General features: G+C 69.6%; 11 protein-coding genes. 8 read left to right on the top strand and 3 right to left on the bottom strand.

Going from position 1 to position 13,110, the window contains the following annotated elements:
- Window positions 1-3 precede the first annotated feature (3 nt).
- On the top strand, window positions 4-840 hold the full coding sequence (locus tag CF8_RS02205) for a mechanosensitive ion channel family protein (RefSeq protein WP_084622760.1): 837 nt from the start codon (window positions 4-6) through the stop codon (window positions 838-840).
- 37 nt (window positions 841-877) lie between these two features.
- On the opposite strand, the gene rarD is transcribed toward CF8_RS02205, so the two are convergent.
- Window positions 878-1,786 (bottom strand): EamA family transporter RarD, encoded by a 909-nt coding sequence (gene rarD / locus CF8_RS02210; protein ID WP_036490010.1) that lies wholly within the window; start codon window positions 1,784-1,786, stop codon window positions 878-880.
- Window positions 1,787-1,912: 126 nt separating this feature from the next.
- On the opposite strand from rarD, the gene CF8_RS02215 reads away from it, so the two are divergent.
- Window positions 1,913-2,332: a hypothetical protein gene (locus CF8_RS02215; protein ID WP_010831511.1), complete on the top strand. Its 420-nt coding sequence runs from the start codon at window positions 1,913-1,915 to the stop codon at window positions 2,330-2,332.
- An 83-nt stretch (window positions 2,333-2,415) separates the two neighbouring features.
- Here the strand turns inward: CF8_RS02215 and CF8_RS02220 are convergent, their stop codons facing one another.
- Together CF8_RS02220 and CF8_RS02225 are read right to left on the bottom strand one after the other, a co-directional pair.
- Complete coding sequence (locus tag CF8_RS02220) at window positions 2,416-3,534, bottom strand: 2-oxoacid:ferredoxin oxidoreductase subunit beta (protein ID WP_010831512.1); 1,119 nt, start codon at window positions 3,532-3,534, stop codon at window positions 2,416-2,418.
- The gene (locus CF8_RS02225; RefSeq protein WP_010831513.1) at window positions 3,531-5,483 is read right to left on the bottom strand and encodes a 2-oxoacid:acceptor oxidoreductase subunit alpha; all 1,953 of its coding nucleotides are present in this window, start codon (window positions 5,481-5,483) and stop codon (window positions 3,531-3,533) included. Before CF8_RS02225 ends, CF8_RS02220 begins: the two co-directional genes overlap by 4 nt.
- Before the next feature lie 249 nt (window positions 5,484-5,732).
- On the opposite strand from CF8_RS02225, the gene CF8_RS02230 reads away from it, so the two are divergent.
- The 6 genes from CF8_RS02230 to CF8_RS02255 all read left to right on the top strand — a co-directional run bounded on the left by CF8_RS02230 (window position 5,733) and on the right by CF8_RS02255 (window position 13,102).
- Complete coding sequence (locus CF8_RS02230; RefSeq protein WP_010831514.1) at window positions 5,733-6,788, top strand: sulfate ABC transporter substrate-binding protein; 1,056 nt, start codon at window positions 5,733-5,735, stop codon at window positions 6,786-6,788.
- A 5-nt stretch (window positions 6,789-6,793) separates the two neighbouring features.
- A complete protein-coding gene (cysT, locus tag CF8_RS02235) occupies window positions 6,794-7,672 on the top strand; it encodes a sulfate ABC transporter permease subunit CysT (RefSeq protein WP_010831515.1) in 879 nt (292 codons plus the stop codon).
- Complete coding sequence (locus tag CF8_RS02240) at window positions 7,665-8,477, top strand: sulfate ABC transporter permease (protein WP_010831516.1); 813 nt, start codon at window positions 7,665-7,667, stop codon at window positions 8,475-8,477. The genes cysT and CF8_RS02240 overlap by 8 nt, the downstream gene beginning before the upstream one ends.
- A gap of 9 nt (window positions 8,478-8,486) precedes the next feature.
- On the top strand, window positions 8,487-9,470 hold the full coding sequence (locus CF8_RS02245) for a sulfate/molybdate ABC transporter ATP-binding protein (protein ID WP_010831517.1): 984 nt from the start codon (window positions 8,487-8,489) through the stop codon (window positions 9,468-9,470).
- Between the two features lie 87 nt (window positions 9,471-9,557).
- A complete protein-coding gene (locus CF8_RS21320; RefSeq protein ID WP_084622761.1) occupies window positions 9,558-12,011 on the top strand; it encodes an exo-alpha-sialidase in 2,454 nt (817 codons plus the stop codon).
- Complete coding sequence (locus CF8_RS02255) at window positions 12,008-13,102, top strand: right-handed parallel beta-helix repeat-containing protein (RefSeq protein WP_010831519.1); 1,095 nt, start codon at window positions 12,008-12,010, stop codon at window positions 13,100-13,102. Before CF8_RS21320 ends, CF8_RS02255 begins: the two co-directional genes overlap by 4 nt.
- The last annotated feature ends 8 nt before the right edge of the window (window positions 13,103-13,110 follow it).

Raw genomic sequence — 13,110 nt, forward strand, 5'->3', positions numbered from 1 at the left:
CGCATGCGACAAAATCTCGAGGACAGCCTCCGGGACGGATTGAGCACGATCGCGGAGTTCTTGCCCAAGCTGGTTCTGTTCCTGGTCATCCTGATCATCGGGATGATCATCGCCAAGGCCATCGGCAAGGCGATCAACGCACTTCTCGAGCGGATCGGCTTCGACCGGGCCGTGGAGCGTGGAGGCGTCCAGAAGGCGCTGGCCAACTCCAAGATGGACGCCAGTGACATCCTCGCCAAGCTCGTCTACTACACGCTGATGCTCTTCGTCCTGCAGCTGGCGTTCGGCGTCTTCGGGCCCAACCCCATCAGTGACCTGATCACCCAGGTCATCACCTTCCTGCCCAGCCTGATCGTCGCCATCGTCATCGTCGTGGTCGCCTCGGCCATCGCGGCGGCGGTCAAGAGCATGGTCGAGGGCACGCTCGGCTCCTTGTCCTACGGCAAGGCGCTGGCCAATGCGGCCTCGATCTTCATCCTGTTCCTCGGTGTCGTGGCCGCGCTCAACCAGGTCGGTGTCGCGACCACGGTGACCACCCCGGTGCTCATCGCCATCCTCGCCACGGTGGCCGGCGTGATCGTCGTCGGCGTCGGCGGCGGCCTGATCAAGCCCATGCAGCAGCGCTGGGAGGGCTACCTCAACAAGGCCGAGCAGGAGGCGCCGCGGCTCAAGCAGGAGATCGCCAACGCCCCCAGCGCCAAGACGCAGGCACGCCAGATGGCGTCCAGCGCCTCGCCGAGCGGCACGACCGGCACGAGGACGACCGGCACGACCGGCGCCACCTCGAGCTTCGACCCGGCGTACGGCGCTCGGCGCGACGACGGGACCCAGCAGCTCTGACCCAGCAGCACTGACCTACCCCCGGGTGGCTGGGGCCTCAGACCGCGGAGGCCTCAGCCACCATCCGGAGCTGGCGCCGGCGGTGGTTGAGGGTCTCGACGGTGAAGATCACCAGCGCGACCCACACCAGCCCGAAGCCGATCCAGCGGCCGGTGGGCATGGCCTCGTGGAAGAGCAGGACGCCCAGCGCGAACTGGATGACCGGAGCGAGATATTGCAGCAGCCCCAGCGCGACCAGCGGCACCCGGATCGCCGCGGCCCCGAAGAGCATGAGCGGGATGGCCGTCACGATCCCGGTCGTGGTGAAGAGCAGGGCGTGCCCGCTTCCGTGGCCGCCGAAGGTCGAGGTGCCGGTGAGGACCAACCACGCGACGTACGACATCGCGATCGGCGCCAGGAGCAGGGTCTCGACGGTGAGGCTCTCGACAGGACCGACGCCGGCCTGCTTCTTCGCGAGCCCGTAGGTGCCGAAGGAGAACGCCAGCACGAGTGCGACCCAGGGCGGGCGGCCGTAGTCGATCGCCAGCACGACGACCGCGAACGCGGCGATGCCCAGGGCGATCCACTGCAGCCGGCGCAGTCCCTCGCCCAGCACGAGGACGCCCATCATCACGGTCACCAGCGGGTTGATGAAGTAGCCGAGAGCGGCCTCGACGACCCGGCCGTTGTTCACGCCGTAGATGTAGGTGGCCCAGTTGACCGAGATCACCACGGCGGCGACCGCCAGCAGCGCCAGCGACCGGCGGTCGCGGACGGCGGCGAGGACGGTGGGGGTGCGTCGCAGGACCAGCACGAGCACGGTCATCGTCAGCGAGGACCACACGATGCGGTGGGCGAGGATCTCCACGGCGCCCGCGGGCTCCAGCAGCGGCCAGTACAGCGGGAACAGGCCCCACAGGGCATAGGCGGCGGTGCCGAACAGCAATCCTTGGCGAGTGTCCGGCACTCCGCGAGTCTAGGTCGCGGGATCGACAACAGAATCTCGCCGGGCGGCGTCTACCATGCAGAAGTCTTCACCCACCGGCGTGCTCGTCACGCCGCGCGTCCGATCCACACGTCCCAAGGGGGAACCATGCGGATGATCCGCACCGTCATCGTCGGCCTGCTGACCGCACTCCTCGGCCTGAGCGCCGTCGTCGTCGCCCCGGCCCAGGCCGACCAGGCCCTGCCGAAGCGCACGATCGTCGAGCAGCCGCCGGGCGAGCACCAGCTCAACTTCGACACCTTCCTGCTCAAGGGCAAGGTCCTCGAGCCCCAGGCGGACGGCACCGAGCTGCCCTACGCCGAGCGGAAGGTGCACCTGCAGAAGAAGGCGTGCGCCAAGGGCTGCAACTGGAGGACCGTCAAGAAGGTCAAGACCAACGACGACGGCAAGTTCCGGACCAAGATCTACGCTCCCCAGGACGGCCGCTGGAAGTGGCGTGTCAAGGTGAAGGCCTCCGACGGCTACGGCACCACCAAGGGCGAGGTCTGGACCCTGTTCTTCAACTGATGCACTGAACAACGCGGGGCAAGCCCCCGGAGGCACGCTGACCCGCCCGACGACTCGTCGGGCGGGTCAGCTGCTTCGTCGGGTCAGACGACGGTCCAGGTGTCGCCGGCGCTGATCAGCTCGGCCAGGCGCGACGTCGGGTCGCCGGTCGCGGCGGCTTGGGCGGTGGTGATCTGCGCGCGAGCCTGGTCGTCGTAGGTCGGGCGCTCGACTTGGCGGAAGATGCCGATCGGCGACTGGTTGAGGTAGCCGGAGTCGGTGAGCCGCGAGATTGCGAAGGCCGTCGAGGGGTCGGCGTTGTGCGCGTCGTGCACGAGGATGTCGGCGTCGTCGACCTCGCTCACCTCCACGACCTTCACGCCACCCGAGGAGCGGTCGCGGGTGAGCGCCTTGGTGCCGCGGCCGTCGGCGTCCAGTGCGCCGAAGCGGACCTGCTCGCCGTGGACCAGCGGGATGATGGCGTCTGCCTTGGTGTCGGGGTTCTTGATGGCGTCGAAGGCGCCGTCGTTGAAGATCGGGCAGTTCTGGTAGATCTCGACGAAGGACGTGCCGCGGTGGGCAGCGGCCGCCGACAGCACCGCGGTGAGATGCTTGCGGTCGGAGTCGATCGTGCGGGCGACGAAGGAGGCCTCGGCCCCCAGCGCCAGCGAGACCGGGTTGAAGGGGTGGTCGACCGAACCCATCGGGGTCGACTTGGTGACCTTGCCCGGCTCGGAGGTGGGGGAGTACTGACCCTTCGTCAGGCCGTAGATCCGGTTGTTGAACAGCAGGATCGTCATGTTGACGTTGCGCCGCAGGGCGTGGATGAGGTGGTTGCCGCCGATCGACAGCGCGTCACCGTCGCCGGTGACGACCCACACCGAGAGGTCCTCGCGGGCCGTGGCGATGCCGGTGGCGATCGACGGCGCGCGGCCGTGGATCGAGTGCATGCCGTAGGTGTCGAGGTAGTAGGGGAACCGCGAGGAGCAGCCGATGCCGGAGACGAACACGATGTTCTCGCGGCGCAGGCCCAGGTCGGGCAGGAAGCCCTGGACGGCCTTGAGCACGGCGTAGTCACCGCACCCGGGGCACCAGCGCACCTCCTGGTCGGAGGTGAAGTCCTTGCCGGTCTGCGGCTGGTCGCCCTCGAGCACGGTCGGGACACCCTCGGTCCCGGAGCGCAGGCCGGGCAGGCCCAGGTCAGTGGTGCTGTCGGCGGTCATGCCAGCTCCTCCTTGTCGGCGGGCTTGTCGGCGGGCGTCGCGGCGGGCGTCGGGGCAGGGGTCAGGTCGACCTCGATGCCTTCGGCCTCGGCCACGAGTCCACCAATGACGTCGGCGAGCACCGCGGCCTTCAGCGGCAGCCCGCGGACCTCGTTGTAGCCGATGACGTCGACGAGGAACTTCGCGCGCAGCAGCAGCGAGAGCTGGCCGAGGTTCATCTCGGGCACGAGCACCTTGTCGTAGCTCTTGAGGATGTCGCCGAGGTCGTTGGGGAACGGGTTGAGGTGGCGCAGGTGGGCTTGCGCGACCTTGTAGCCCGCCTTGCGCACGCGACGCACGCCCGCACCGATGGGTCCGTACGTCGATCCCCACCCGAGCACCAGGACCTTGGCGTCGCCTGTGGGGTCGTCGACCGCGAGCGGCGGGAGCGAGTCGGCGATCCGGTCGACCTTCGCCTGGCGGGTGCGGACCATGAAGTCGTGGTTGCCGGGGTCGTAGGAGATGTTGCCGTGCCCGTCGCCCTTCTCCAGACCGCCGATGCGGTGCTCGAGGCCGGGCGTGCCGGGGATCGCCCACGGGCGTGCGAGCGTCTCGGCGTCGCGCTCGTAGGGCCAGAACTCCGCGTCCTCGCCGTCACCGTGGTTGAGCTCGGTGGCGAAGTCAGGGTCGATCGCGGGCAGGTCGGCGATGTCGGGGATCCGCCACGGCTCGGAGCCGTTGGCGAGGTAGCCGTCGGAGAGCAGCATCACCGGGGTGCGGTAGGTGATGGCGATCCGGACGGCCTCGACGGCTGCGTCGAAGCAGTCGCCGGGTGACTGCGGGGCGACGATCGGCACCGGGGCCTCGCCGTTGCGCCCGAACATCGCCTGCAGCAGGTCTGCCTGCTCGGTCTTGGTCGGCAGGCCGGTCGAGGGACCGCCGCGCTGGACGTCGACGACCAGGAGCGGCAGCTCGGTCATCACGGCCAGACCGATGGCCTCCGACTTCAGCGCGACGCCCGGACCCGAGGTCGTGGTGACACCCAGGCTGCCGGCGAAGGAGGCGCCGATGGCGGCACCCACACCGGCGATCTCGTCCTCGGCCTGGAACGTGGTGACGCCGAAGGACTTGTGCTTGCTCAGCTCGTGGAGGATGTCGGAGGCCGGGGTGATCGGGTAGGACCCGAGGAAGACCGGCAGGCCCGACTGCACGCCGCCGGCGATCAGACCGTAGGCGAGGGCGAGGTTGCCGGTGATGTTGCGGTAGGTGCCGGCGGACATCGGCGCGGGCTTGATCTCGTAGCGGACGATGAACGTCTCGGTCGTCTCGCCGAAGTTCCAGCCGGACTTGAAGGCCGTGATGTTGGCATCGCGGATGTCGGGGACCTTCGCGAACCGCTTGGTCAAGAAGGCGGTCGTCGACTCGGTCGGGCGGCCGTACATCCACGACAGCAGGCCGAGGGCGAACATGTTCTTCGCGCGGGCGGCGTCCTTGCGGGAGAGCCCGAACTCCTTGACCGCCGCGACCGTCATCCCGGTCAGGTCGACGGGGTGGACGGCGAACTCCGAGAGGTCGTCGCCCTCGAGTGGGTTGGCGGTGTAGCCCGCCTTCGCCAGGTTGCGCGCCGTGAAGTCGTGGGTGTCGACGATGATCGTCGCGCCCTTGGGCAGGTCGCCGAGGTTGGCACGCAGGCCGGCCGGGTTCATCGCGACGAGCACGTCGGGGGCGTCGCCCGCGGTGAGGATGTCGTGGTCGGCGAAGTGCACCTGGAAGGACGAGACGCCGGGGAGCGTGCCCTGGGGTGCCCGGATCTCGGCCGGGAAGTTGGGCAGCGTCATCAGGTCGTTGCCGAAGACGGCCGACTCCTGGGTGAACCGGTCACCGGTCAGCTGCATGCCGTCACCCGAGTCGCCGGCGAACCGGATGATGACGCGGTCGAGCTGCTTGACCTGCTTGGTCGGCTGGGTCACCTTCGGCCTGCTTCCTTCTCAGTAGAACGCGTTTCAGAAACACCTTCTTGCCCGGTCATCCACTCTAGTCCGGCCTTATCAGGCATCGGGGTGGGAGTCGCTCATTGGACGCGGACTTTCGGCGTGACGGGGGACACGCGCAAGGAGGGTGACAGTGCATACTTTAAGTCGTGTAGTCTTCTCGACATTAGTTAGTAACTGCCCTTATCAGACCCGCTCGGGTGCAAGCCGCGACCGAAAGAGACACCCATGTTGCTCACCTCCCACCAGGCACGTCGCTTGGCTGCCGCGTCCCTCGTCCCGCTGGTGGCGTTGACCGCGTGCTCGACCAGCTCCGACGGAGCCACTGCGGAGGGCGGCGTGTCGCTCGACCTCGTCGCCTACTCGACCCCCGAGTCGGCCTACGAGCAGATCACCGCCGACTTCGCCGAGACCCCCGAGGGCGAGGGAGTCGAGTTCAGCACCTCCTACGGCCCGTCGGGCGACCAGAGCCGCGCCGTCGAGGGCGGCCAGGCCGCCGACTACGTCAACTTCTCGCTCGAGGGCGACGTCACCCGCCTGGTCGACGCCGGCCTGGTGGGCGAGGACTGGAACGCCGGGGAGCATCGGGGCATCGTGGCCGACTCGGTCGTGGTGATCGTGACCCGTCCGGGCAACCCGCTCGGCATCACCGGCTGGGAGGACATCGTCGAGCCGGGTGTCGAGATCGTCTCGCCCAACCCGGGCTCGTCCGGCGGCGCGCGGTGGAACATCCTGGCGGCGTACGGCCACGCGCTCGAGGCCAACGGCGGTGACGAGGAGGCGGCCCGCGAGTATCTCGTCGACTTCTTCAACAACGCCGTGGCGCTGCCCGGCTCGGCGCGCGACGCGCTGACCAGCTTCACCAGTGGTGTCGGCGACGTGCTCATCTCCTACGAGAACGAGGCCATCCTGGCCCGCCAGAACGACCAGGAGCTCGACTACCTCGTGCCCGACGAGACGCTGCTCATCGAGACCCCGGCCGCCGTCACCGAGGGTGCCGAGCCGGAGGCGCAGTCCTTCCTCGACTACCTCTACACCGACGAGGCGCAGGCCAGCTTCCTCGAGCACGGCTACCGCCCCGTCACCGAGGGCGTCACGGGCGAGGTGGAGGGCGCCAACGACCCGGCCGACCCCTTCCCGACGCCCCAGGTGCTGTTCACCGTGGCTGACGACTTCGGTGGCTGGCCGGCGGCGGCGGAGAAGTTCTTCGCCGACGGCGAGGACGGCGAGCCGCTCGGCCTGGTGGCCGAGGTCCAGCAGGAGACCGGAAAGCTGGGCGAGTAGCAGCGATGACGAGCGCCCTCCTGGGCCCGCCTGCCGACACCGTCGGGGAGACGTCCACCGGACGTCGTCCCCGGCGGGGTCGCAGCGCCGGCCAGCGCAGCACCCTCACACCCGGAGCCGGGCTCGGTCTCGGCGTGGCCATGATCTGGTTCAGCCTGCTGGTCCTCATCCCCCTGGTCGCAATCATCGTGACCGCGGCCGAGGGCGGGTGGGGCGCCTACTTCCAGGTGCTCCGCAGCGACCAGACGTGGGCGGCGGTCATCCTGACCGTCAGCCAGGCCGCCATCGTGACCGCGATCAACATCGTGGTCGGCACGATCATCGCCTGGGTCCTGGTCCGCGACCGGTTCGTCGGCAAGTCGCTGCTCAACGTCATCATCGACGTGCCGTTCGCACTGCCGACCATCGTCGCCGGGCTGGTGCTGCTGTCGCTCTACGGGCCGGAGAGCCCGCTGGGCCTCGAGTGGGCCAACACCGAGCACGCCGTCATGCTGGCGCTCGCCTTCGTGACGCTGCCGTTCATCGTGCGCACGGTCCAGCCGGTGCTCGAGGAGCTCGACGCCGACGTCGAGGAGGCCGCGGCCTCCCTGGGCGCAGGACGCGGCACCATCGTGCGGCGCATCATCCTGCCCAGCCTCGCCCCGGCGATCTCCGCCGGGGCCGCCCTGTCCTTCGCGCGCGCCATCAGCGAGTACGGCTCGCTGGTGCTGCTCTCCGGCAACCTGCCCTTCCGCACCGAGGTCGTCTCGGTCCGGGTGCTGACCTTCATCGAGAACGGCAACACGCAGTCGGCCGCCGCACTCGCCTCGGTGATGCTGGTCGTCGCCCTGGTCGTGATCGTCGGGCTCGACATCGTCCAGCGGAGGGTGGCCAATCGTGGTTAGGGTCTCCGCTCCCGTCCGTTGGCTGCTCCGCCTGGTCGCCGTCGGCTACGTCTTCCTCCTCGTGGCCTGGCCGGTCTCGCTCGTCGCCGTACGCACCTTCGAGCACGGCACGGCCGACTTCCTCGCCATCTTCACCGACCCGCACACCGTGGCGGCGCTGAAGCTGACCGTGATGGTCGCCGCGTGGGCCGTGGTCATCAACCTCGTCTTCGGGGTGACGATCTCCCTGCTGCTCGTGCGCTACGAGTTCCCGGGCAAGCGCGTGCTGTCGGCGCTCATCGACCTGCCGCTGTCGGTCTCGCCCGTCGTGGTGGGACTGGCGCTGCTGCTCGTCTTCAGCGGCCGGACCGGCTGGCTCGGGCCGAGCATCGAGGAGGCCGGCTGGCAGGTCATCTACGACTCGCCCGGCATGATCATGGCGACCTGCTTCGTGGCGCTGCCGCTGATCATCCGCGAGGTCGTGCCGGTGCTCAGCGAGATCGGCGACGACCAGGAACAGGCCGCCCGCAGCCTCGGCGCCAACGGCCGCCAGACCTTCTGGCGGATCACGCTGCCCTCGATCAAGTGGGCCGTGATCTATGGCGTCGTCCTCTCGCTGGCCCGCTCGCTCGGCGAGTTCGGGGCGGTCAAGATCGTCTCGGGAAACATCACCGGCCGCACGCAGACCGCGACGCTGATCGTCGAGGCGAAGTACCAGAACTTCGAGCAGACCACGGCCTACTCCGTGGCGTTCCTGCTCGCGTTCATCTCCATCGCCTGCCTGGTCGTCGTCGCCTTCCTCCGCCCCTCCCACCAAGAAGCCTGAGGTTCACCCATGAGCATCGACGTCACCGGACTCACCAAGACGTATGGCGACTTCGTCGCGCTCGACGACGTCAACGTCTCCCTGCCCACCGGCCAGCTGACCGCCCTCCTCGGCCCGTCCGGGGGCGGCAAGTCGACGCTGCTGCGGATCATCGCCGGCCTCGACACCGCCGACACCGGCACGGTGTCGATCGAGGGCATGGACGCGACCAGGCTGCCGCCGCAGAAGCGCAACGTCGGCTTCGTGTTCCAGCACTACGCCGTCTTCAAGCACATGACGGTCGCCAAGAACGTCGCCTTCGGGCTCGAGATCCGCAAGCGGCCGAAGGGCGAGGTCGCGGCGCGGGTCGACGAGCTGCTCAAGCTGGTGCACCTCTCGCAGTTCGCGCACCGCCTGCCCTCCCAGCTCTCCGGCGGCCAGCGCCAGCGGATGGCGCTCGCGCGGGCGCTCGCGGTGGAGCCGACCGTGCTGCTGCTCGACGAGCCCTTCGGTGCGCTGGATGCGAAGGTCCGCAAGGAGCTGCGCGACTGGCTGCGCCGGCTGCACGACGAGGTCGCGGTCACCACGGTCTTCGTCACCCACGACCAGGAGGAGGCCCTCGAGGTCGCCGACGAGATCGTCGTCATCAACGAGGGCCGCGTCGAGCAGGTCGGCTCACCCGACCAGCTCTACGACGAGCCGGCCAACGACTTCGTGATGGGCTTCCTCGGCGAGGTCACCACCCTCGGCGGCCTGACGCTGCGCCCGCACGACATCGAGGTCGCGACGGCGCCGTACACCGCAGGCGCGATCGAGGGCTCGGTGCACCGCATGCTGCGCATCGGCTTCGAGGTGCGCCTCAGCGTGCTCACGGTCGACGGCGAGGACGCGTCCGTCGTGCTCACCCGCACCCACGCGCGCAGCCTGGGGCTCGTCGAGGGCGCCACCGTCTGGCTCACCCCGGCCACGGGTGCAGCGATGGTCCCGTCGATGCAGTCCTCGCTCGCCGGCTGAGCGACCAACTGGTGTGACCCTTGACACATCGGGCCCGTCTCTTTAGCGTGATCAGACATCAGATGTCTGATCAACAAGGAGACCCCCATGCACGCGCCTCCCCGCCGCCTCCTCGGAGCCTGGTGTGCCGCGCTCCTCGTCACCGTGCCCCTCATCCCGGCGCACGCGGACGACCCGGCACCCGCGCCCCTGTTCACCACCGACCTCGACCACACCGGCGTCGGCTACCCCGTCTACCGCATCCCGGCCCTGACCCAGTCCAACGCCGGCACCCTGATCGCCTCCTACGACGGTCGCCCGACGTACGGCGACGTCCCCAACAACATCGCGCTCGTCGTGCGCCGCAGCACCGACGGCGGCACGACCTGGCAGGAGCGGCAGGTCGTTCGCTACGAGCCCGGCAAGCCCGGGTACGGCGATCCCAGCCTGGTCACCGACCGGAAGACGGGCCGCATCTGGCTCTTCCACGCGGCCTCGATCAACCAGGGCTACTTCGGTTCCACCACCGGCAACGACAACGACGACCCCGACGTCCTGCACGCCGACGTCAGCTGGTCCGACGACGACGGTGTGACCTGGCAGCACCGCCGGCTCACCGAGGAGGCGAAGAACCCCGCCTGGGCGGGACTGTTCGCCGCGTCCGGTGAGGGCATCCAGATCCGTCGGGGCCCGTACGCCGGTCGCCTCGTCCAGCAGTACGCCGTGCGCCACCAGGGCGGCAACTGGGCCGCCAGCCTGATCAGCGACGACCACGGCGAGACGTGGCGCTTCGGCCAGCTCCTCGGCCCCGGGATGGACGAGAACAAGGTGGTCGAGCTCTCCGACGGCCGGCTGATGCTCAACTCCCGCGCGCAGGGCGGCTACCGCAAGGTCGCCTTCTCCGACGACGGCGGCGAGAGCTGGTCGGGCCTGCACACCGACGACGAGCTGATCGACCCGGCCAACAACGGCTCGATCATCCGCTACGACGCGGACGCCGCGCCGCAGTCGGCCGACGCCCGCAAGCTGCTGTTCAGCAACACCGCCACCCTGAGCGGGCGGTCCAACCTGACGATCCGGCAGTCCTGCGACAACGGCGAGACCTGGCCGATCCGGCGGGTGCTTGAGCCCGGCGCCGCCGAGTACTCCACGCTGACGCCGCTCGCGGACGGCCGGTTCGGCCTGCTCTACGAACGCGGTGGCTACCAGCACATCTCCTATGCGCGCTTCGGGGAGGACTGGCTCGACGGCGTCTGCGCGCCGGTCTCCGCCCGCACGACCGACCCCGGCCCCGCCGGCGGCACTGCCGAGGTCGAGGTCTCGATCACCAGCCAGGAGACGGGGGCCATCGACGGCGGCGTCGTTTCGCTGGACCTGCCGGAGGGCTTCACGGCCCCGGACGTGCGGATCGCGAAGCTCGCCCCCGGGGCGACCGCGAGCGTGCGGGTGCCCGTCCAGGTCCCCGAGGGAGTGGCGACCAACGCCTACCCCTACACGGTGGAGCTCACCAGCGACAAGGGCTCTTCGCAGGGCTCCGGGAGCATCATCGTCAAGGGCGGCAACACCGTCCTGAGCGACCTGGTCGAGCGTGACTACGACGGCTCGACGATGACCGACCTGACCGACCGGGTCGCCTCGGTGAAGGACCTGACGGGCGGAGCGGTGACCGTGCGGTTCAGCACCACCGCGCGGCCCACCGTGGGCACGCTGCTGTCGCTCGCGGACCCGATCAGCGCCGTACGCGACGTGGTCGTCTCGCTGAACGGTGGCAAGCCCTACGTCGAGGTGCGCACCGCGTCCGGCACCTATCCGGTGCGGTTGCAGAGCAACGTCGACGTGGCCGACGGCAAGCAGCACGAGCTGGTCGCAGCGAGCAGCTCGGGCGTGACATCGCTGATCCTGGACGGCGAGCTCATCGCCCAGGTGAACCGTCAGGCCTTCTTCGCCGACGTCACCGCGCTCACCAAGCCGCACGCCCTCAATCCCAGTGGGCTGCCGAACCTGACCGTGGGCATGAACCGGGCGCACCTCCCCGTCGCCGGCGGGGCGGCAGCCCCGGGCAACCGGTGGGGCTTCGTGGGCACGATCCACAGCGTGGAGGTCTCCGACGACCTCCGGCCCGGCGAGGAGCTCGTGCCGTCGTCCGACCTGGCGATCGCCTCGGTCTCCAGCGAGGAGACCGCGGGCGAGGACGGCCGCGCCGTGAACGCGATCGACGGCAGCTCGGCGACCATCTGGCACTCCAGGTGGACCAGCCCCGCGGCCGGCCACCCGCACCAGATCACGCTGGACCTCGGCAGCTCCCAGGCACTGACCGGGCTGCGCTACCAGCGCCGGGCCACGGGGACCAACGGCGACATTGCCGACTACAACGTCCTCGTCAGCTCGGACAACACGACGTGGACGAAGGTCGCCTCGGGCACCTTCCCGGCGGGCAAGGGCCTGGCGGAGGCGCGCTTCGCCCGGCAGGACGCCCGCTACGTCCGGCTCGAGGCGCTCAGCGCCACGGACGGGAAGGTCTTCGCCTCGGCGGCCGAGGTCCGGCCGTTGAGGCTGAGATGACGACGACGCGACGTGGCGCCCTGACCGGACTCGGAGCGGCCGGGCTGGGCCTGGCAGGACTGGCTGCCACGGCCCAGCCGGCAGTGGCGGACTCCTCCGGGCGCTCCGGGCTCCCGGTCCTGGCGCCCGTGGACGGCAACGACTGGACGGCCCTGCTGGCCGAGACGCCCCGGGTCCAGCTCGTGCCCGGTGCGACCTACGTCCTGGACCGGACCGCCGACCTGCCCGACGAGTGCCTGATCGAGGGAAACGGCGCGATCGTCACGGTCGCGGGTGGCGCCATCGGCGCCCTCGCGGCGACGTCGCGTCGCAACGTCACGATCCGCGGCGTGCGCTTCCTCGGGCAGGACGGGGAGGTCGTCAACGCGCCCGCCGAGTTCGGCCACGTCGGACTCCGGCTCACCCGGTGCACCAATGTCCGCGTCCTCGACTGCGACTTCCAGCGTTGGCGCGGCGCCGGGGTGGTGGTGACCGGCGCGGCCGCCGACAACTACTTCGACTACCGCGTGAAGCTGCAGGGGAACTCGTTCGAGCGTTGCTACATCGGGGTGTCACTGGCGGATCGCAGCGAGTACTCCCTGCTCAGCGACAACCACTTCTCCTACTGCCGGCTCGGCATCTGGAGCTCGTCGGGCAACTGGACCGTGACCGGCAACGTGCTGCAGAACTGCCACGGCGCCTACTACGCGATCGCCGCGACCAGCCCGTACGGCGCGCTCGCGGCCGACAACTGGAACCACGGGTCCGTCGTGGGGAACACGTTCAACCACTCCAACGGCAGTGGTGGCTCTGTGCGGTGGACGACCAACCTCGCGTTCCCGGTCGGAGGGGTCGATCGCGATCCCGGGAGGGGCGTCACCATCGAGGGCCTGCTGCCGCCGACCTTCACCGGCAACACGCTCTGGTACACCGACGTCCGGGCCAGTCGGCTCGTCGGCACCCGGTGGCTGTTGTCCGGGTGCACCTTCTCCAACCTCACGATCACCGGTGACGGAGCTGTCCCGGTGCACCTCGTCGGCACCCAGGCCAACGGTGCCGCGAACCTGCCCCGTCTGGTGGGCAACGTCGTGGACCTGCTGCCCTGGCCCTGAGGTGTGGC

Source organism: Nocardioides sp. CF8 (assembly GCF_000389985.1).
GTDB lineage: Bacteria > Actinomycetota > Actinomycetes > Propionibacteriales > Nocardioidaceae > Nocardioides > Nocardioides allogilvus.

Bases quoted from the DNA above. Each gene is read 5' to 3' on its own strand.
- cysT (WP_010831515.1), top strand. From the start codon at position 6,794: ATGACGAGCGCCCTCCTGGGCCCGCCTGCCGACACCGTCGGGGAGACG.
- CF8_RS21320 (WP_084622761.1), top strand. From the start codon at position 9,558: ATGCACGCGCCTCCCCGCCGCCTCCTCGGAGCCTGGTGTGCCGCGCTC.
- CF8_RS02220 (WP_010831512.1), bottom strand. From the start codon at position 3,534: ATGACCGCCGACAGCACCACTGACCTGGGCCTGCCCGGCCTGCGCTCC.
- CF8_RS02230 (WP_010831514.1), top strand. From the start codon at position 5,733: ATGTTGCTCACCTCCCACCAGGCACGTCGCTTGGCTGCCGCGTCCCTC.
- CF8_RS02205 (WP_084622760.1), top strand. From the start codon at position 4: ATGCGACAAAATCTCGAGGACAGCCTCCGGGACGGATTGAGCACGATC.
- CF8_RS02215 (WP_010831511.1), top strand. From the start codon at position 1,913: ATGCGGATGATCCGCACCGTCATCGTCGGCCTGCTGACCGCACTCCTC.
- CF8_RS02255 (WP_010831519.1), top strand. From the start codon at position 12,008: ATGACGACGACGCGACGTGGCGCCCTGACCGGACTCGGAGCGGCCGGG.
- CF8_RS02245 (WP_010831517.1), top strand. From the start codon at position 8,487: ATGAGCATCGACGTCACCGGACTCACCAAGACGTATGGCGACTTCGTC.